The sequence below is a fragment of the Natronomonas sp. EA1 genome (assembly GCF_051195035.1).
GTDB lineage: Archaea > Halobacteriota > Halobacteria > Halobacteriales > Haloarculaceae > JBNTJV01.
This window is the reverse complement of sequence record NZ_JBNTJV010000003.1, coordinates 680869-698198: the sequence shown is the minus strand read 5'-3', so window position 1 is coordinate 698198 and position 17330 is coordinate 680869. Positions and strand designations below refer to the sequence as shown.

Here is a 17330-nt window from a genome sequence, read left to right as displayed (position 1 = left end):
TCCTCGTCCTCGCGGTAGTGGAGCGTCCCCATCCGCTTCTCGTACTCGTCATCATCGAGGTAGGACTTCTGGTAGTCTCCGAGAACGAAGTCCACGGCAACTCTGCCGTTGATGGTGGAGAGGGTGGCCGACCTGTCTTTGATGGTCAACGTCCGTTTGTCGTAGACGGCTGACGGTTCGTTGAATCGCGGGAGTGGTCGGCTGGCGCCCTTCTTCCAGTCAGCAACCGTGGATTTCATCGCTTCGACGGCCTTGGAGTAGGCGCGAACACAGAGGTTCGCGGGGAGGTCTGTCTCGTCTCGTAGGTCGTGGTACACTTCGTCGTGTATGGTGGACTTGTTGAGGATGAGGTAGCCTTCGTCGTTCCGACCGTGCTGGACGGCGTAGTTGCAGGCGCGGTTGAACTGCTCGATGGTCTGATGGAGGTCTTTTTTTCGGTCTTCGGGAACCGAGAGTTTGACCGGAACGGTTCGTTTGACCTCCATCTGTAACTTCACGTACGGTGTAGTGTTTTATACATTCTGTGGCTGGCGTGGGGGGAGTCGGGTTGCAATCAGTCGTGGTTTGATTCGAGGCTTGTCGGATCCCTCCCACGTTCACAAGAGCTCCGCTCTTGTGCAGCCCGCCAGAACGCTCCGCGTTCTGGGGACGACTAAAGCCGGGGACACCCTCCTTGCGTCTGTGTGATTGGAGTCGGGCTTCACGAGCGGGATGGCCGCGGCGGGGGCCGCGTACGCGATGCACGAACTGGACGAGGAGGCGATGGACTGGCTCGCGTCGTTGCCCGAGACCCGGACAGTCGGGGGCGTCCGGGTCGCACACGGCCACCCCGACGACCCGGACCGGTACGTGTACCCGGCGCTCTTCTCGGGGGACCTCTTGGACGAGGCTCGCGCGCTCGTCCTCGGCCACACGCACGTCCAGGGGTACGAGCGGTTTCCCGAGGGCGTGGTCGTCAATCCGGGGAGCGTCGGCCAGCCGAGGGACGGTGACCCGCGCGCGGCCTACGCGGTGCTGGAGACGGACGGGCTCGCGGTCGAGGAGCGGCGCGTGGCGTACGATATCGACGCCGTCGTCGCGGACGTGCGGGAGGCGGGGCTCCCGGAGGCGATCGGCACGCGGCTCAGAAAGGGTCGGTAAATCGAGGGGAGGAACCGAGGTCAGAACTCGATCTTCTGGATGATCTCGAGCGCCTGCTCGCGGTCCTCGTCGTTGACGAAGACGGCGACGGAGGTCGCGGAGGTGATGACGTCGAGCAGGTTGATGTGGGCGTCTGCGAGCGGGTCGACGATCTTGCGGATGACGCCGGGCTGGTTCGGGAGTTCGCCGCCCGTGACGCGGATGACGGCCACGTCGTCCTCGACGGTGACGGACGAGAGCGTCTCCTCGGCGATGACGGAGTCGTGGAGGATGGTCTCGGCCTTCTCGGCGTGTTCGCCGTCGACGTAGAACGTCACGGAGTCCATCCCGCTGGCGACGGCGTCGATGTTGATCCCCGCGTCGGAGAGCGGTTTCGAGAGATCAGAGAGGATGCCGGGTCGGTTCCGGATGGCACGCCCCGCGACGGTGAGACAGGCGAGCGTGCCCTCCCGGAGGTCGATGAGGTTCTCGAACTGCCCTTCGATGCTCGTGCCCCCGGTGAGGAGGTCGCCGTGCTGGTAGTGGACGACGCGGACGTCCATCCCCTCGGTCTTGTACGAGAGGGCGCTGGGGGCGACGACCTCGGCGCCGCGGAACGAGAGGTTGCGGAGCTCGTCGACGGTGATCTGGCCGACGTTGCGCGCGCCCTCGACGACGCGCGGGTCCCCGGTCATGACGCCCTCGACGTCGGTGACGATGACGACCTCGTCGGCGTCCATGTACTTCCCGAGCATGACGGCGGTGGTGTCCGAGCCACCCCGGCCGAGCGTGGTGACGTTCCCGTCGTGGTCCTGCGCGAGGAAGCCGGTGATGACGGGGACGACGTTCTCCTCGCCCATGCGCTCGGCGAGCGCGGCGGCGCGCTTGGCGGTCTCCTCGATGTCGACCTCGCCGTGTTCGTCGGTGATGACCGGCCAGCCGTCGGCGCCGGGTTCGAAGAAGACGGCGTTGACGCCGCGGGCGGAGAGCGCGGCCTTCAGCATCCGGACGGAGGTGCGTTCCCCCATCGAGACGATCTCGGCCTCGTCGGCCTCGTCGGCCTCGAAGGTGATGGCGTCGAGGAGGTAGTCGGTCGTCGAGCCCATGGCGCTGGCGACGACGGCGACCTCGTTCCCGGCCTCGACGGCGGCGGCCACGGAGTCCGCGGCCCGGTTGACCCGGTCCCCGTTTCCGAGGCTCGTCCCGCCGAACTTGGCGACTACGCGCATACTGCTACCACCCGATGGTCGTGCTCAATCATACCCGCGTTAGCCCGCAAGCGGGGATAATAGCTTCCATCACGCGAAGGCTTGCCGTCTCACGCTTCGCTGTCATCGGGTTTCCCGACCCGGCCCCACGGCGTCGTCGGCGTCAGCGGGCGAGTCGTCTGCTGGCTCGTCGGACGGTGCCTCCGAGTTCGTGTCCGCGTCGGCGCCCGGTTCCGGCCGCTCACCCGCCGTGTCGTCGGTGGCGTCGTCGGGCTCGTCGGCTTCTTCGGCCGCCTCGGCCGTCGATTCCTCCGTCTCCGCCCCGTCCGCGTCCTCGAGTTCGGCCTCGCGTTTCTCCATCTCCTCCTCCGGGTCGAACAGCACCATCCCCGTCCCCGCCGTGTACTCGTAGGTGTGCCACTCCGGGATGACGAGGACGCCGTTGAGCTTCCGGATGCGGGCCTGCTTGAGCAGCGTGTCCGGGACGAGCTCGTCGGTGAGCCGGAGCTCGATGAGCCCGTCGACGACGTACACGAGGTCGTGCGGGAAGGCGTCGGGGTCGCCCGCCAGCGTCGCGCCGGCGAAGATGGGGACGAACCGGCCCTTACAGATGTCCGCGCGCACGTCCTTCACGAAGTTGTACGCCTGGACGGGCTGGACGAGCGTGCCGAGTTCGGTGAGCGAGTCGATGATGACCATCCCGGTGTCGATCATCTCGCGGGCCTCCATCGCGTTGTCCAGCTTGTTCTGGACCTCCCCCAGGTCGGAGGGGTCGCGAATCGTCGTGGTGGCCTGCTTCGCCACGCTGTTGAGGTGCTTGTTCCACTCGTCCATCCGGTCGTACATCCGGTCGCGGTCGGCCACCCGGTAGGTGAAGCAGTCGACGATGTGGAACAGCCCGTTCTCGAGATACGGGAGGACGTTCCACTCCAGCGTGAGGAACTGCTGGACGATGCTACCGGGAGGTTCCTGGAAAGTGACGAACACCACGGGCTCGCCGCGTTCGAGGGTGCGCCAGACGATCTCCGCGCCGACCGCGCGGTCGCGGACCCCCGGCTGGCCGGAGACGAGCACGAACGCGTTCCGGGGGAACCCCTGCGGGAGGGAGGCGTCCATCGCGGAGACGCCCGGTTTCACCCGGCGGTGGCCGTGGTACTCGGTGAAGACGTACTCGCTGGCGACGAGGGCGTCACGACAGGCCTCCGAACAGCACTCGTAGTCGGACCCGTCGACGGTGATTTCGACCGGCTCCAGCGGCATCGGCATCCGGCAGAAGTCACACCGGTCGCTTCCCTCGTCAGGCTCCCCACGCTCCTCGCCCGGCGACGCGTCACGGTCCATACCCCCCGTTCGTCGCGTGGGGGTTTAATTGAATGGCCATCGTGTACACACAGCATGGACGTGCGGGATGCCGTCGAAGCGGACGCCGAACGGATGGCCGAGCTGACCGACGCCCCGATGGACGTGATGCGGAACCTCGTCCACGACCGGACGGTCAGGATCGCCGAGGAGGACGAGGAGATCGTCGGCTTCGTGAGCTTCGATGCGCAGGCACAGACGGTCTACGTCACCCAGCTGGAGGGGCCGTGCGAGACCTGTACCGAGCTCCTCGCGGAGCCGATCCGCTTCGCCGACCGGGAGGGGATGACCGTCGAGTACCTCGTGGGCGAGGACGACGACGCGGGGCGCGAGGCCGCGGAGAACGCCGGGTTCGCGGAAGCCGGCTATGGCCCCCGGTTCGGCAGCACGCGGACGATACGGTATCGGCAGTAGCCCTCCTCAGTCGTCGGCCGACCGTGCCGGCGCGGGCACCTCGAACTCCTTGAGTTCCGCCGTCGGCAGCAGCGTCTCCTCGAAGTCGAAGTCGTCGAGCGCCTCACCAGCCTGCACGCGGGCGGGCCAGTCCGGATTCGCGAGCGCGGACTTCGCCTGCGTCACGAGGTCCGCACCGTTCTCGATGACCTCGGCGGCCGCCTCGGGCGACCCGATACCCCCGTTCGCGATGACGGCGGTGTCCGCGTACGCCTCGGCCAGTTCGTAGAGGGTCTGTTCCGTGTCCTCGAAGGCGGGTTCCGTAATGGGCTCCTGCGTGACGTGGACGTAGTCGCCCGCGTCGAGCGCCGAGAGGTACGCCTCGGCCTCCTCGGCGGTCCAGCGGTGTTCGTCGTCCTGTACCGCGGTCTGCGAGAGGCGAATCCCGACCACGAACTCGTCGGGCGTGGCCTCGATGACCGCGTCGAGCACCTCACGCGGGAACCGGGCGCGCGCCTCGGGTGAGCCACCGTACTCGTCCTCGCGGGTGTTCTGCGTCGACTTGAGGAACGAGTAGAGGAGATAGCCGTTCGCGCCGTGGATTTCGACCCCGTCGAACCCCGCGTCGACGGCGCGCTTCGCGCTGGCGACGAACTGCGCCTTGACGGCTTCGAGGTCGTCCGTCGAGAGCGCGCTGGCCTCGGGGAACTCGCCCTCCCCGCCGTAGATGGGGAGCTGTTCGCCCTGCGGCGTCGTCTCCGAGGGACCCACCGCCTCCACGCCGTCGGCCTGCGTGATGGGACCGGCGTGCATCAGCTGCGCGACGATGGCGCTGTCCGCATCGTGGACCGCCGACGTGACCTGCTCCCACGAGGCCGCCTGCTCGTCCGTCGCGAGCCCCGGCTGGCCGTCGTACCCCTTCCCGGGATTCGCGTTCGGGAACACGCCCTCGGTGACGAGGAAGGAGAACCCACCCTCCGCGAACTTCGCGTAGTATCGGGCCATCTCCGCGGTGGCGAGGCCGTCGTCCGTGCCCGACGTCCGAGTCATCGGCGCGAGACCGACACGGTTGTCGAGCGTCAGGTCGCCAAGGTCGAACTCCTCGAAGAGCACGTCCTGAGACATGACCAGCGCTTGCCGCGTCACGAATAAAGGGGGACGGCGGGCGTGTACGGGGGGCACACGAGACGTGAGACAGTCACAGACGAGCCGGGAGCTGACACGGTGCTACGCTCGGTGGAACAGCCGGGGGGCGAACCTCGGTGGAACAGCCGGCAGCAGACGCTCGGTGGAACAAGCAACGAGCATCGCCCGACCGAGCTGGCCGTTGGCGGGATGTCCGAGTGAGCGCACCCCTGTGCGCTCACTCGGTTCCCCGAACGCGAGCGGGAGCGAGCGTTCGGCATTTTCGTTGAGTTTTTTGCGCCGAGCGGTTCCCGCAGGTCGCCGCAGGCGACCGAGGAAACCCGAGGCGGAAAACTCTCAGCTGAACTTGTGGACCGTCATCCCCAGTGTATCCAGGTCCACCACGGGCGCGAACCCCGAGTCGGGGTCGATGTTGACGGACTTCTGGAAGTCGGTCTGGGCCTGCCAGCAGCCGGAGTTGACCGCCATCACCTTCCGGTACATCCCCCAGCCGAGCTTGTGGACGTGGCCGGTGTGGAAGATGTCGGGCACCTCGTCCATCACGAGATAGTCCTGCTTCTCGGGCGCCAGTCGGGTGTGGCCCCCATATTGCGGAGCGACGTGGCGCTTTTTGAGGAGCTGGTACATCGCCTTGTGTGGCTCGTCGTAGCTGGCCTTGTCGGCGGGGAGTTCGGCGATGACCTCGTCCAGCGAGACGCCGTGGTACATGAGGACGTTCACCCCCTCGACGCTCACCATGGAGGGGTTGCCCGTGATGCGCGCGTCGTGGGCGGACATGATGTCGCGGAGCTCCTCGTCGAAGGCGGGTTGGGGCTCGGCGAGCCGGACGGCGTCGTGGTTCCCGGGGATCATGATGATCTCCATGTCGCCGGGGACCTCCTTCAGGTACTCCGAGAAGGCGCGGTACTGGTCGTAGATGTCGACGATGGAGAGTTCCTCGTCCTGGTTCGGGTAGACGCCGATCCCCTCGACCATGTCGCCCGCGATGAGGAGGTACTCGACGTGTTCGGCCTCCTCGGTGTGGAGCCACCCCGTGAATCGCTGCCAGGCGTCCTCCATGAACTCGTCGGAGCCGACGTGGACATCGGAGATGAGACACGCCTGGACGTGCCGGTCGGCGGTGTTGGGTTTGTACGTCCGCGGGATGTCGGGGAAGTGCAGCGAGTCGACGAAGATGATCCCGCCGTCGTCCGAGAGGGTGCCGTCGACGGCGATGACCTCGTCCAAGAGGAGTTCACCGACGAGGTCGGCGATACCCTTGTCCTTCATCACGAGACAGGGGAAGACGCCCTTCGTGTCCTCCAGCTCGATGAGCCAGTGGCCGTTGGCGGTGGAGCGCACGTCCGAGACCATCCCGACGAGCCCGGCCTCGCCGCCGCCGGGCATGGCCTGAAGGGCGTCCGTCGGTCGGTGGTTCACCCGGCCGCGGAGCTTCGCGGAGAGCCGCTCGTAGCGGTCCCGGAAGACGGCGACGAAGTCCTCGTAGGCCCCGGTGCCGGTCGACTCGCCGGTGATGTCGCCCGTGATCTCGACGGAGCGCTGCTCCGGGTTCGAGTCGCGTGTGAACGACCCCCTTGCTTCGGGTGGAGTATCGACCGACTTCGACCGATTTGCGTGTGATTCGTCTCCATTCGAAATGGAGGGTCGGCCCGTCGAGGAGTCGAGCGCCTGTTTCACGTGTTCCGCGCGGAGGACGAGCGCGTCGGGGGGCGCAGCCTCCACCGCGAGCGCGACCGCGGCGTCGGGGTCCGGCGCGTTCGCGAGGAGGGTGACGGCCTCGCGTTCGGCGTTGAAGCCGTGGCTGGTGAGCCGTTGGACGATGCGCGCCGGCGTCTCCAGTGGCACATCCGAGCGTGGCCGTCGCCGGGCAAAAGGATAGCGAAAGCCAGAACGTTCAAACGCCTGCCCCCGAAGGGACAGGCATGGATGACCGCGACGACCGCCGTGGGGTCCGCGAGACCCTCCGCTGGCTGTGGACCACGGACCACGGCGTCGTCCTCTACGTTCGAGAGGTGGCGACGAGCGTCGCCTCGGTGCTCGCGCTCGGCCTGCTCCTGTTCGCCATCAGCGGCGTCTGGCCGCCGATGGTCGCCGTCGAATCGTCGAGCATGTACCCGCACATGCAGACCGGCGATCTGATCTTCGTGATGGAGGAACACCGGCTCTCACCGGAGTTCGCCGTCGCCGAGACCGGCGTCGTCACCTACCAGGTCGGCGAGAACCAGGGGTACACGAAGTTCAAGGAACCCGGTGACGTCATCATCTACACCCGGAACGACCGCGCCGGGACGACCCCCATCATCCACCGCGCGATGCTCTGGGTCGAGGAGGGCGAGAACTGGTACGACCGCGCGAACCCCGCGTATCTCGGGAGCGCGAACAACTGCGACCAGCTGCGCTACTGTCCCGCGCCCCACGCCGGGTTCATCACGAAGGGGGACAACGCCCAGACCAATCCCCAGTACGATCAGGTGAACGGCCTCTCCGCCCCCGTCAAGCCCTCGTGGGTCGTCGGCACGGCCGAGGCTCGCATCCCCGGCCTCGGCTTCGTGAAGCTCTGCAGCTCCGGCGGTCCCTGCCCGCTGTTCATCGCGACCGGCCCGCCCGCACCCCCCGCAGTGATGGAGGCCGCGGCCGCACCGCAGGCCGAACCCACTGTCACAGCAACGAACACCACGAACGCGACCGCTGCGGTCTGATCCCGTCTCCCCCTCTCGACGCTCGGTGACGCAAGCCACGGAGCGAACGCTCGGTGGAACAGCCGGCAGGCATCGCTCGTCCAAATTAGCCGTTGGCGGGATGTCCGAGTGAGCGCACGCCCGTGCGCTCACGAGGTCACCGTGAGACTCGCTGCACTCGTCTCACGAGCGCTCGTTCGCGGAGCTCACGAGCATCACCGTGAGACTCGCTGCACTCGTCTCACGAGCGCTCGTTCGCGGAGCTCACGAGCATCACCGCGAGCGCCGTCGGCGCTCGCGGCTTTTTGGTCCAGCTTTTTGGAGGAGCGGGTCGCGGAGCGACCCCGACGAGAAAAAGGTGGGTGCTAACAGACGGGCTTCGGATTGACCCCCATCCCCTCCAGCCGTTCGGTGTACTCGTCGTAGGCGGCCTGAATCGCGGCACCCGCGGCCGTCTTGGCCGTCTCCCAGTCGCGCTCGTCGTCGCAGTGGGCCTCCAGCAGGGCGGAGACGCGTTCCAGTTGATCGTCGAGGTCGGCGCCGAGTTCGCGGAAGAGCTGGGAGGTCTTCGGGTCGGCCTGCCCGACGAAGAACCCGACGAGCTGTTCTTTGGATTTCTCGGCGGCGAGGGTGCGCCCGAGGAACCCGCCCAGGCGTTCGAGCGTGGTGTCACAGCCGCGGAGGTACGCCTGGATCGCAGAGATGTCGCCGGGGTCGTGGTCGTCGAGTTTGGCGGCGACGCGGTCGTAGTGGTCGCGCTCCTCGGCGGCGCTCTCGTCGAAGGCGGCGGCCACGTCCTCGACGGGCTCCGCGTCGGCCCATTGGGCAAAGGTTTCGGCGGCCGCGAACTCGGCATCCGCGGCGGCGGTCAGGACGGTGTCGGCGTCCATCTCGCCCTTGGTGTCGGCGTAGAGCGATTTCGAGGAGCCGAGTCGGGAGAGCGCGGTTCGGTTGTCCTCACGGACGGCCTCGAGAAGCGAATCTGCATCCATACCCCACGGTACAGCGTGGGGTGGCTTGTAGCCTGCGACGGCGTCAATCCCGCCGCGCCGGCGGCTCCTTGCTGAGGAAGTGCCCCAACAGGTCGCGACGGTCCGCGGCCTCGCGATAAAGTATCTCACGGAGGCGCTCGTAGTCCTTGAACTCCCGGAGGAAGCCGAACACCTGCTCGGAGCCGGGGGCCACGTCCGCCCGGGCGAGCGCGCGCTCGATGGCCTCGCCACAGGAGTAGGTCTCCCCGTCGGCGAAGAGATGGGCACACGCCTCCCAGTTCTCGGGGAGCTGCTGTTTCTCCTCGTCGGTGAGCTCGGAGAAGCCGACCAGCCCCAGCTCGGAGTGCTCCGCGAAGAAGTCGGCCCACCACGTACAGAAGCCGCAGTCGTCGTCGTAGACGAACGTCGCCTCCCGGGTGTCGTCGGTCATGTGCTGAGCCTACGCGCGGGTGGCTTTTCTCCGTTGGGGATTCGACAGTTCAGTCGAACCGGCCCGTCTCGGCTCCACAGTCGACACAGACGGTGACGAGCGCGTCCTTCGAGTCGGCCATCTCCACGTCCTGTGCGGTGGTCTCCTCGCACTCGGGGCACTCCCGGAGAATCGTCGTCTCGCCCATCTCGGCCGGCGCGCCAACCGCGAGCGCCCGGACCGGCTCGCTCCCCGCGTTGCGCCCCTGCTGCCACTCGCCCGGTTCGAACCGGATCGCCTCGTCCGCGCTCACCTGCACCTCCCCCTCTTCCGTCTCGAACGTCGCGGTACCCTCGAGGACGTAGAACACCTCCTCCTGCCCCTCGTGTTTGTGGTAGCCGAAGGCGAACGACTCCCCCGGCTGGAGCTCGAAGAGGTTCATCGACAGCCCCTCCGCACCGAGCGCCTTTCCTAATGAACGCTTCACGCTCGCCGGACTCATCCACGACTCCACCTCGTCGACAGTGACCTTTCGCATGGCTGGGGCGACGGAGGCGGGGGGCAAAAGGGTATGTTCGGGGGCAGGTGTTCCGGGCGGGACAGGGATTTGAATAGCGAGCGACAGCGAGCGGATTCAAATCCCTGTCGTCGTTGCGTCGAAATCGCAGGCGGCCTCGCACACGCTACGCGGTGCTCGGCGCGTTGCGATTTCAAAAGCGCCGGGACAGGGATTTGAACCCGATTGCGAACCTCACGTCGTTCGGTTCGCGTGGTTCAAATCCTGCCTAGCCGCGTTGCTCCTCGCGAATTGCTCGTCGCAAAAGCGCCGGGACAGGGATTTGAACCCTGGATCCCAGAGGGAACACGCTTTCCAGGCGTGCGCCTTACCACTCGGCCATCCCGGCTTACGCGTTCATCTATCCCGGTCCGGCGTTAATGACTTTCGTTTCCGAGTCGCTGGTCGACGAGAGACGACAGGCCACCGCTGACCACGCCGACCCCGAACGCGCCGGCGACGTACACCAGCACGGGCACGTCGAACCCCGAGTAGAGCCGGTAGCCCTGCAGCAGGACCAGAAACGAGAGCGCGCCGATCGCGCCCCAGAGCACCGCGGCCTTCACCCGCGGGTCCATCTACTCGACCGAGGCGATGGCCTCGATCTCGACGCCGACGCCCTTCGGGAGCGCTCCGGCCTGTACCGCGGAGCGCGCCGGGGGTTCCTCGTCGAAGAACGTCGCGTAGGTCTCGTTCATCTCGCCGAAGTCGTCGATGTCCGCGAGGAAGACGGTGACCTTCAGCACGTCGCTCAGCTCCGCGCCCGCTTCGGCGAGGACGGCCTCGAGGTTCGAGAGCGCGAGCTCCGTCTGCTCGGCGATGGGCGCGTCGTCTTTCAGGTCGCCGTCGGGGGTGAGCGGAATCTGGCCCGCCGTGAAGACGAGCTCGCCGTTGGTGGTCGCCTGGCTGTACGCGCCGACGGCCGCGGGGGCCTCGTCGGTGTGGATGATCTCCTTCATACCTCGTCGTGGGAGGGGGAGTGAGAAAAAGTGCCGGGCTCCCCCGCACCTCAAGGGTGTTCGGTCCCTCGTCCCGGTATGAACATCGCCATCGCCTGCCAGGGCGGCGGGAGCCACACCGCCTTCACCGCGGGCGTGCTCTCGCGACTGCTCCCCGACCTCCCCGGCGAGCTGGTCGGGCTCTCCGGCACCTCCGGCGGGGCCATCACCGCCGCGACGGCGTGGAGCGCCCGCCGTCACGGCGAGGACGTGCCCGACGCGCTCGAGGCGCTGTGGGCGGACATCGCCGCCGAATCCCCGGCCGAACGGGTCGCCAACGACACCCTCACGGGCTGGTCGCGCCTGCGGGCGAGCGGGTTCCCCCTCCCGGAGTTCAGCCCCTACGTGACGCCGAACGACGCGCGGCGTGACCTCCGCGCGGTCATCGAGGAGCACGTCACCTTCGACCCGACGCCCGACTGCCCCAAGTTCGTCGTCGGCACCGTGGACATCAACGGCGGCTGTTTCGAGGCGTTCGTCGACGAGGATATCACCCCCGAAGTGCTGCTCGCCTCCGCCGCCGTCCCGGACCTCTTCCGCGCCGTCGAGATGAACGGCCACTACCACTGGGACGGCCTCTTTTCCCAAAATCCGCCCGTCCACGAGCTCTTCACGGGCGGCGCGGAATCCAAACCCGACGAGCTCTGGGTGGTCCAGATCAACCCCCAGACGCGGGAGGGCGAACCCAAATCCCTGATGGAGATCGCGGACCGCCGGAACGAGCTCTCGGGGAACATCTCGCTGAATCAGGAACTCAACTTCGTCGAGCGCGTGAACGACTGGGTCGAAGCCGGCCACCTCCCGGAAGACGAGTACGCACACACCGAAATCCGGCGCATCGAACTCGGGCAGGAGCTGGAACTGGGCCATGCCTCCAAGCTCGACCGTTCCCCCGCGTTCATCGAGGACCTCCTCGAGGCCGGAAGGGCGCGCGCCGACGCCTTCCTCGACGACCTGTGAGCCGGCGACTCGCACTCGCGGTGGTCGGCGGGGCGCTCGCGGGCACGGCGCTCGCCCGGTCACACGCGAACGCGCGGGAGGTCCCCCTCTCGCCCGTGCTCGGCGACGGCTACATCGGCCCGGACTGGGTCGACCGCCGGGGCATCGGCCGTGAGCCCAGGGTCGGCGAGATGGACGACATGGCCGCGTACGCGAGCGCGGCGTTCGACCCCGAGGCGGTGGACGGCGAGGTCCGGCGGTTCTACGAGCGCACGACGGGGTACCGGATGCGGTTTCGCACGACGTGGCACCGGCCCTTCCGCACGGGCGCGAGGCTCGCGGCGCGAGCGACGAGCCGGCTCGAACAGCTGAACCTCCCCGTCGATGGGGAACTCCGAGCGCTGGAGAGCGACATCGTCGCCGTCGACCCGGCGGTGGACCCCCGCGACGGGGCGCGAGCCTGGACCCGTATCGACGAAGAGACGGGGGAGGCGGTGTTCGTCGCCCTCTACGCCTCGCACGTCCACGACGGCGAGCGCTACACGAACATCGCGGTTCCCCTGCCCGGAAGCAACCTCTCGACGGTGCTCCGCCCCGAGAACATGGGGTCGGGGCTCCGGTTGACGACGTTCGCGCCGGGACATCCGGGGCTGTATCTGGTGACCGCGGAAGGAGAGTTCGCCCTCCCGATGGACCAGCGGTTCCGGGTGTGGCCCGCGGGGGAGAGCCCGGTCGAGCCACCCGGCGACGGGGTGCTGGCGGCGACGCACGAGATGTGGCTCGGCCCCGCGCAGTTCCTCACCGTGACCTACGGCATCGAGCGCGACCGGTAGCTGTCGCTGGCGGGGAAGCGTCGAAAGAATCCGGAAGGTAGTGACCTCAGTTCCCCTTCTCGATGGGCGCGCCGACGAGGTTCCCCCACTCGGTCCACGAGCCGTCGTAGTTCACGACGTTGTCGTAGCCGAGCAGTTCGCTGAGGGCGAACCACGCGATCGAGGAGCGCTCACCGATCCGGCAGTAGGCGACGACCTCCTGGTCGTTGGTGATCCCCTGCTCCTCGTAGAGCTCGCGGAGCTCGTCGGCCGTCTTGAACGTGCCGTCGTCGTTGACCGTCGCGGCCCACGAGATGTTCTCCGCGCCGGGGATGTGGCCGCCGCGCTGGGCGGTCTCCTGCAGGCCCGGCGGGGCGAGGAGGTCGCCGGAGAACTCCTCGGGCGAGCGGACGTCGACGAGCGGGATGCCACGCTCGATCGCGTTCTCCACGTCGTCGCGGTACGCGCGGATGCCGTCGAACGGGCCGCGGGCGGTGTAGTCCTGCGCCGGGAAGTCCGGGACCTCGTCCGTCGTCGGGAAGTCGTTGTCGAGCCAGTAGTCGCGGCCACCGTTCAGGAGGCGAACGTCCTCGTGACCGTAGTACTTGAACTGCCAGTAGGTGTAGGCGGCGAACCAGTTGGAGTTGTCACCGTAGAGCACGACGGTGGAGTCCTCCGAGATGCCGTGGCTGCCGAGCAGGTCGGCGAAGTCCGCCTTCGTCAGGATGTCACGGGTGGTCTGGTCCTGAAGCTGCGTCTCCCAGTTGAAGCCGATGGCACCGGGCGCGTGGCTCTCCTCGTACGCTTCCGTGTCCACGTCGACTTCGACCAGTCGATAGTCGGGGTCGTCACTCTGGAACTCGTCGAGATGCTCCTCTACCCACTCCGGGGAGACGAGCACGTCCTTTGCATACTCACTCATGATTCAGCTATCCGTTCGGTCACCACGGATAAAGTAGTGCTAGTCTCGGTACGTTCGGCCACTACTCCCACCTACCGGAGAATAATGCCGGTAGCTATCGCGGGGCGAAACACGAATGGGCCCTGCCTGCGCAGGCGCTATCAGCCGATGAGATGCTTCGCCCATCGCGGGTTCGCCGGTATCGTCCCCGAGAACACCCGACTCGCGGCCCGTCGTGCGGCCGAGCTGGGAGCCGACGGGATCGAGTGTGACGTGGTCGCCACCGCCGACGGAACCCCCGTCGTGTTCCACGACCGGCGGCTCGACGACGGGGGGAACAGCCGCGGGGTGACCGACCGCACGGGGGCGGTCGCCGCGACCGCGACGGAGACCGTCACCAGAGCGCGGGTGCTCGACACAGACGAACGCGTGCCGACGCTCGCGGCGTTCCTCGACGCCGTCCCGCGCGAACTGACGCTGAACGTGGAGCTGAAACACCCGGGTGAACCGCCCGGCGAGCACGGTCCCATCGCCGCAACCGACCGCGAGACGCACCGCGAGCGCTGGCAGCCGTTCGTCGACCGCGTGTTCGACGTGTTAACGGCCGACCGCGAGCTCCTCGTCTCCTCCTTCTACGAGGGGGCACTCCACGCCGTCAGGGAGCGCGCGCCGGGCGTCGAGCGCGCTCCCATCGCCGTCGAGACCGAGACCGCCCGCGAGATGGCCGATGCGGTGGGAACGCGAACGATACACCCCGCCATCGAGGGGCTCAGAGAGCCGCTCGACGAGGAGTGGACGGTGAACGCCTGGACGGCCCGGACGTGGCAGGACGCCCGCGCCGCACGCCGCGCCGGGGTCGACGGCCTCATCGCCGACTACCCCGGGCTGTACTGAGCCCGGTTACTCCCCGGACGCGGAGGACGTCGCGGCGGCCATCCCGGTCACCGGTGCCTCCGGGTCGGAGTGGTACCGTGCCTCCCCCGTCTCGGGGTCGAACAGGTGGAGCCGAGCGGCGTCGGCCGAGAGGAACACCGTATCGCCCGGCTCGATACCGCTCCGGGGGGAGGCGTGGACCTTCAGCGCCACGTCGCCGACCGCACACTCGATGAGCAGGCTGTCACCGAGCGGCTCGGTCACGGTGACGGTCGCCTCGACCGTCTCCGGGCCGCGGCGCGGCTCGACATGGAGGTTCTCCGGACGTACCCCGAGCAGGGCCTCGCGCCCCGCGAGCGAGGTGAGCGAGTCGTCGGCCGGCAGCGCCACCTGCAGCGCCCCGCGGCCGGCGCGGTACGCACCCCCGTCGCGCCGCACCTCGACCGGGAACACGTTCATCGCCGGGTCACCGATGAACTCCGCGACGAACCGGTTCGCCGGGTAGTCGTAGAGCCGCTGTGGCGGGGCCGTCTGCTGGATCTCCCCGTCGTACATCACCACGACGCGGTCGCCGAGCGTCATCGCCTCCGTCTGGTCGTGGGTGACGTACACCGTCGTCGTTCCCAGCCGGGCGTGGAGCTTCGCCAGCTCCGCGCGCATCCTGATGCGGAGCTTCGCGTCCAGGTTCGACAGCGGCTCGTCCATCAGGAACACCTTCGGGTCGCGCACGATGGCGCGCCCGAGCGCGACCCGCTGTCGCTCGCCGCCCGACAGCGCCGCCGGCTTCCGGTCGAGCAGGTCCGCGATATCGAGCACCTCCGCGGCCTCCTCGACCCGGGACGCCACCTCCGCATCGGTGAACGAGCCCGACGAGCGCATCCCGAACGTGATGTTGCGGCGCGCGGTCATATGCGGGTACAGCGCGTAGTTCTGGAACACCATCGCCACGTCGCGGTCCGCGCCGTCGATGCCGACGACGCTCTCCCCGCCCATGCGGATGTCCCCCTCGGTGACGGATTCGAGCCCCGCGATGAGCCGGAGCGTCGTCGACTTCCCGCAGCCGGAGGGGCCGACGACGACGACGAACTCCCCGTCGGGAACGGTGAGGCTGATATCCTTCACGGCGACCACGTCGCCGAATGCCTTGCGGACGTTGGTGAGCGTTACGTCTGTCATGGGTTGCGTGTCATTTCTGTTGGATCGTGAACGTCTCCAGCAACGGTTTGCGGAACAGTACGAGCAGGGCGAGCGGCGGCAGCAGCGTCAGCACGGAGCCGGTCATCACCATCGACCAGGCGACCTCCCCGGAGCTCGCCTGCCCGCGCAGGAGGCTCAAGCCCACCTGCGCGACCTGAAGCGACTCGGTGTCCACGACGACGAGCGGCCAGAGATACTGGTTCCACGCGTAGACGAACATGATGACCGAGACGCCGACGAGCACCGCCCGCGACATCGGGATCAGCACGGAGACGAGGAACCGGACGGGACCCACCCCGTCGAGCTTCGCCGTCTCGACGAGCGACGCCGGGATCGACAGGAAATGCTGTCTGAGGATGAACACCGTCGTCGCGCTCGCCAGATACGGGACGGTGATGGCGAGAAGCGAGTTGTTCCACCCCAGTTCCACGATCAGCCGGTACAGCGGGATGAACCGCACGGGCACCGGCAACAGGAGCGTGAACAGCACGAACAGGAACACGAGGTTCTTGTAGGGGAGTCGGTAGTAGACGAGCGCCAGCGCCGCGAGCAGGGAGATCAGCAGCTTCCCGACGACGACGACGACCGCCATCAGAAAGGAGTTGAGCATGAACCGCCAGAAGCCGTAGGTGACGAGCGCCCGGCGGTAGTTCTCCACCGCGGCGCGGCCGGGGACGAGGTCGCCGACGGTGGTGACGATTCCCGACTCCTTCGTGCTCACGACGAGCGCGACGAGTACGGGGAGAAGAAGCAGGAACACCGCCACGCCGGTGAGCAGGTGGAGCCCGAGCTGCGAGCCGTCGAGCCGGGCGGCGGTGCGCTCGGCCCAGTCCGACGGCGGGGTGCCGGTGAGGGTGTCGATGCGCGTCATCCGTAGTGTGTGTAGCGGTCGCTGACGCGGAACTGGACGTACATCAGCAGGCCGACGACGACGAACAGCACCACGGATTTCGCGGAGGCGAACCCGAAGTCGTAGAACTGGAACGCCGTCCGGTAGAGGTCGTAGATGAGGACGTTCGTCGCCCCCGCGGGGCCACCTTTCGTCATCAGGTCGACGAACGGGAACGTCCCGAAGAAGCCGTAGATGGTGTTGATGACGGCGAGGAACACGAGCGTCGGCGACATCATCGGGACGTAGACGCGGAACAGCCGCTGGAGCCGGCTCACGCCGTCGAGCCGCGCCGTCTCGGTGAGCGACGCCGGGACGTTGTTCATCGCGGCCGTCATGAAGATGACGTTGTAGCCGATCTGCTTCCAGACGGCGGCGACGAGCACGACCGCGAACGCCTGCGGCCCGTCGCTGAACCAGTCCACCTCGACCCCCAGCGCCTCGACGTAGGTCGTGACGACCCCGAGCGTGGGGTGGACGAGAAACAGGAAGACGAGCCCCGCGACCGCGGGTGGGAGCGCGTACGGCCAGATGGCCGAGACGAGATAGACGCTCGTCCCCACCTCCACCTCGTGGATGAGGAACGTCACCGCCAGCGCCAGCCCCATGACGAGGACGACGACGAGCGCGGCGAACGCGACGGTGAGGGCTGCGCTGTCGAGGTAGTCACCCGACCGGAACAGCCGGACGTAGTTGTCGAGGCCGACGAACACGTTTCCGCGGCCGAACGACGCCTCGTGGAAGCTGAGCAGTAGCGCCCGCACCGCCGGATAGTAGAGGAAGACGACCGAGACGACCATCGTCGGTAACAGCAGTGCGCCAGCCCCCAGTCGGCTCTCGAAGATCTCGCGAGCCGCCATC

The 17330-nt window shown here is 67.7% G+C and carries 18 protein-coding genes, 1 tRNA gene and 2 pseudogenes; 6 read left to right on the top strand and 15 right to left on the bottom strand.

What is annotated here, in order from left to right; translation table 11 throughout:
• Positions 1 to 485 (bottom strand): annotated as a pseudogene (locus tag ACQUQR_RS13315) (RNA-guided endonuclease InsQ/TnpB family protein); the annotation flags it as partial.
• A gap of 220 nt (positions 486 to 705) precedes the next feature.
• Between ACQUQR_RS13315 and ACQUQR_RS13310 the strand changes: the two are divergent.
• A pseudogene (locus ACQUQR_RS13310) lies at positions 706 to 1140 on the top strand (metallophosphoesterase family protein); the annotation flags it as partial.
• Between the two features lie 20 nt (positions 1141 to 1160).
• On the opposite strand, the gene ACQUQR_RS13305 reads toward ACQUQR_RS13310, so the two are convergent.
• On the bottom strand, positions 1161 to 2348 hold the full coding sequence (locus ACQUQR_RS13305) for an aspartate kinase (RefSeq protein WP_435196970.1): 1188 nt from the start codon (positions 2346 to 2348) through the stop codon (positions 1161 to 1163).
• A gap of 102 nt (positions 2349 to 2450) precedes the next feature.
• On the bottom strand, positions 2451 to 3668 hold the full coding sequence (locus tag ACQUQR_RS13300; protein ID WP_435196969.1) for an RAD55 family ATPase: 1218 nt from the start codon (positions 3666 to 3668) through the stop codon (positions 2451 to 2453).
• Between the two features lie 54 nt (positions 3669 to 3722).
• On the opposite strand from ACQUQR_RS13300, the gene ACQUQR_RS13295 reads away from it, so the two are divergent.
• A complete protein-coding gene (locus ACQUQR_RS13295) occupies positions 3723 to 4100 on the top strand; it encodes a hypothetical protein (protein WP_435196968.1) in 378 nt (125 codons plus the stop codon).
• A 6-nt stretch (positions 4101 to 4106) separates the two neighbouring features.
• Here the strand turns inward: ACQUQR_RS13295 and ACQUQR_RS13290 are convergent, their stop codons facing one another.
• Both ACQUQR_RS13290 and ACQUQR_RS13285 read right to left on the bottom strand, forming a co-directional pair.
• Positions 4107 to 5204 carry an NADH:flavin oxidoreductase gene (locus ACQUQR_RS13290; RefSeq protein WP_435196967.1) on the bottom strand — a complete coding sequence of 366 codons (1098 nt, stop codon included), beginning with the start codon at positions 5202 to 5204 and terminating at the stop codon, positions 4107 to 4109.
• Between the two features lie 357 nt (positions 5205 to 5561).
• Positions 5562 to 7070, bottom strand: a complete 1509-nt coding sequence (locus tag ACQUQR_RS13285; RefSeq protein WP_435196966.1) for a DNA-directed DNA polymerase II small subunit — start codon at positions 7068 to 7070, stop codon at positions 5562 to 5564.
• Between the two features lie 77 nt (positions 7071 to 7147).
• On the opposite strand from ACQUQR_RS13285, the gene ACQUQR_RS13280 reads away from it, so the two are divergent.
• Positions 7148 to 7924 (top strand): S26 family signal peptidase, encoded by a 777-nt coding sequence (locus ACQUQR_RS13280; protein ID WP_435196965.1) that lies wholly within the window; start codon positions 7148 to 7150, stop codon positions 7922 to 7924.
• Between the two features lie 344 nt (positions 7925 to 8268).
• On the opposite strand, the gene ACQUQR_RS13275 is transcribed toward ACQUQR_RS13280, so the two are convergent.
• From ACQUQR_RS13275 to ACQUQR_RS13250, 6 genes are all read right to left on the bottom strand, one after another.
• Positions 8269 to 8895 carry a rubrerythrin family protein gene (locus ACQUQR_RS13275; protein WP_435196964.1) on the bottom strand — a complete coding sequence of 209 codons (627 nt, stop codon included), beginning with the start codon at positions 8893 to 8895 and terminating at the stop codon, positions 8269 to 8271.
• Positions 8896 to 8938: 43 nt separating this feature from the next.
• Complete coding sequence (locus ACQUQR_RS13270; protein WP_435196963.1) at positions 8939 to 9325, bottom strand: DCC1-like thiol-disulfide oxidoreductase family protein; 387 nt, start codon at positions 9323 to 9325, stop codon at positions 8939 to 8941.
• A gap of 49 nt (positions 9326 to 9374) precedes the next feature.
• A complete protein-coding gene (locus ACQUQR_RS13265) occupies positions 9375 to 9842 on the bottom strand; it encodes a cupin domain-containing protein (RefSeq protein WP_435196962.1) in 468 nt (155 codons plus the stop codon).
• Positions 9843 to 10128: 286 nt separating this feature from the next.
• Positions 10129 to 10209: transfer RNA gene (locus ACQUQR_RS13260), tRNA-Ser, on the bottom strand.
• A gap of 28 nt (positions 10210 to 10237) precedes the next feature.
• A complete protein-coding gene (locus ACQUQR_RS13255) occupies positions 10238 to 10438 on the bottom strand; it encodes a hypothetical protein (RefSeq protein ID WP_435196961.1) in 201 nt (66 codons plus the stop codon).
• On the bottom strand, positions 10439 to 10819 hold the full coding sequence (locus ACQUQR_RS13250; RefSeq protein WP_435196960.1) for a Rid family detoxifying hydrolase: 381 nt from the start codon (positions 10817 to 10819) through the stop codon (positions 10439 to 10441).
• Positions 10820 to 10897: 78 nt separating this feature from the next.
• On the opposite strand from ACQUQR_RS13250, the gene ACQUQR_RS13245 reads away from it, so the two are divergent.
• Complete coding sequence (locus tag ACQUQR_RS13245; protein WP_435196959.1) at positions 10898 to 11818, top strand: patatin-like phospholipase family protein; 921 nt, start codon at positions 10898 to 10900, stop codon at positions 11816 to 11818.
• Entirely contained in the window at positions 11815 to 12630 is an 816-nt protein-coding gene (locus ACQUQR_RS13240; RefSeq protein WP_435196958.1) for a hypothetical protein, read from the top strand. Before ACQUQR_RS13245 ends, ACQUQR_RS13240 begins: the two co-directional genes overlap by 4 nt.
• A 46-nt stretch (positions 12631 to 12676) precedes the next feature.
• On the opposite strand, the gene ACQUQR_RS13235 is transcribed toward ACQUQR_RS13240, so the two are convergent.
• Positions 12677 to 13531, bottom strand: coding sequence for a sulfurtransferase (locus ACQUQR_RS13235; RefSeq protein WP_435196957.1), 855 nt, complete (start codon positions 13529 to 13531; stop codon positions 12677 to 12679).
• Positions 13532 to 13678: 147 nt separating this feature from the next.
• On the opposite strand from ACQUQR_RS13235, the gene ACQUQR_RS13230 reads away from it, so the two are divergent.
• On the top strand, positions 13679 to 14404 hold the full coding sequence (locus ACQUQR_RS13230) for a glycerophosphodiester phosphodiesterase (protein ID WP_435196956.1): 726 nt from the start codon (positions 13679 to 13681) through the stop codon (positions 14402 to 14404).
• A 6-nt stretch (positions 14405 to 14410) separates the two neighbouring features.
• Here ACQUQR_RS13230 and ACQUQR_RS13225 read toward each other — a convergent pair whose 3' ends face one another.
• From ACQUQR_RS13225 to ACQUQR_RS13215, 3 genes are read right to left on the bottom strand one after another with little or no spacing between them, the layout of a single operon-like run.
• A complete protein-coding gene (locus ACQUQR_RS13225; RefSeq protein WP_435196955.1) occupies positions 14411 to 15559 on the bottom strand; it encodes an ABC transporter ATP-binding protein in 1149 nt (382 codons plus the stop codon).
• A gap of 10 nt (positions 15560 to 15569) precedes the next feature.
• A complete protein-coding gene (locus ACQUQR_RS13220) occupies positions 15570 to 16451 on the bottom strand; it encodes a carbohydrate ABC transporter permease (protein ID WP_435196954.1) in 882 nt (293 codons plus the stop codon).
• Positions 16448 to 17329 (bottom strand): carbohydrate ABC transporter permease, encoded by an 882-nt coding sequence (locus ACQUQR_RS13215; RefSeq protein ID WP_435196953.1) that lies wholly within the window; start codon positions 17327 to 17329, stop codon positions 16448 to 16450. The genes ACQUQR_RS13220 and ACQUQR_RS13215 overlap by 4 nt, the downstream gene beginning before the upstream one ends.
• Position 17330 lies beyond the last annotated feature (1 nt).

Excerpts from the sequence above, each read along its gene's own strand:
- ACQUQR_RS13305 (WP_435196970.1), bottom strand. The coding sequence starts at position 2,348 with ATGCGCGTAGTCGCCAAGTTCGGCGGGACGAGCCTCGGAAACGGGGAC.
- ACQUQR_RS13300 (WP_435196969.1), bottom strand. The coding sequence starts at position 3,668 with ATGGACCGTGACGCGTCGCCGGGCGAGGAGCGTGGGGAGCCTGACGAG.
- ACQUQR_RS13295 (WP_435196968.1), top strand. The coding sequence starts at position 3,723 with ATGGACGTGCGGGATGCCGTCGAAGCGGACGCCGAACGGATGGCCGAG.
- ACQUQR_RS13290 (WP_435196967.1), bottom strand. The coding sequence starts at position 5,204 with ATGTCTCAGGACGTGCTCTTCGAGGAGTTCGACCTTGGCGACCTGACG.
- ACQUQR_RS13280 (WP_435196965.1), top strand. The coding sequence starts at position 7,148 with ATGGATGACCGCGACGACCGCCGTGGGGTCCGCGAGACCCTCCGCTGG.
- ACQUQR_RS13275 (WP_435196964.1), bottom strand. The coding sequence starts at position 8,895 with ATGGATGCAGATTCGCTTCTCGAGGCCGTCCGTGAGGACAACCGAACC.
- ACQUQR_RS13270 (WP_435196963.1), bottom strand. The coding sequence starts at position 9,325 with ATGACCGACGACACCCGGGAGGCGACGTTCGTCTACGACGACGACTGC.
- ACQUQR_RS13265 (WP_435196962.1), bottom strand. The coding sequence starts at position 9,842 with ATGCGAAAGGTCACTGTCGACGAGGTGGAGTCGTGGATGAGTCCGGCG.
- ACQUQR_RS13255 (WP_435196961.1), bottom strand. The coding sequence starts at position 10,438 with ATGGACCCGCGGGTGAAGGCCGCGGTGCTCTGGGGCGCGATCGGCGCG.
- ACQUQR_RS13250 (WP_435196960.1), bottom strand. The coding sequence starts at position 10,819 with ATGAAGGAGATCATCCACACCGACGAGGCCCCCGCGGCCGTCGGCGCG.
- ACQUQR_RS13245 (WP_435196959.1), top strand. The coding sequence starts at position 10,898 with ATGAACATCGCCATCGCCTGCCAGGGCGGCGGGAGCCACACCGCCTTC.
- ACQUQR_RS13235 (WP_435196957.1), bottom strand. The coding sequence starts at position 13,531 with ATGAGTGAGTATGCAAAGGACGTGCTCGTCTCCCCGGAGTGGGTAGAG.
- ACQUQR_RS13230 (WP_435196956.1), top strand. The coding sequence starts at position 13,679 with ATGAGATGCTTCGCCCATCGCGGGTTCGCCGGTATCGTCCCCGAGAAC.
- ACQUQR_RS13225 (WP_435196955.1), bottom strand. The coding sequence starts at position 15,559 with ATGACAGACGTAACGCTCACCAACGTCCGCAAGGCATTCGGCGACGTG.
- ACQUQR_RS13220 (WP_435196954.1), bottom strand. The coding sequence starts at position 16,451 with ATGACGCGCATCGACACCCTCACCGGCACCCCGCCGTCGGACTGGGCC.
- ACQUQR_RS13215 (WP_435196953.1), bottom strand. The coding sequence starts at position 17,329 with ATGGCGGCTCGCGAGATCTTCGAGAGCCGACTGGGGGCTGGCGCACTG.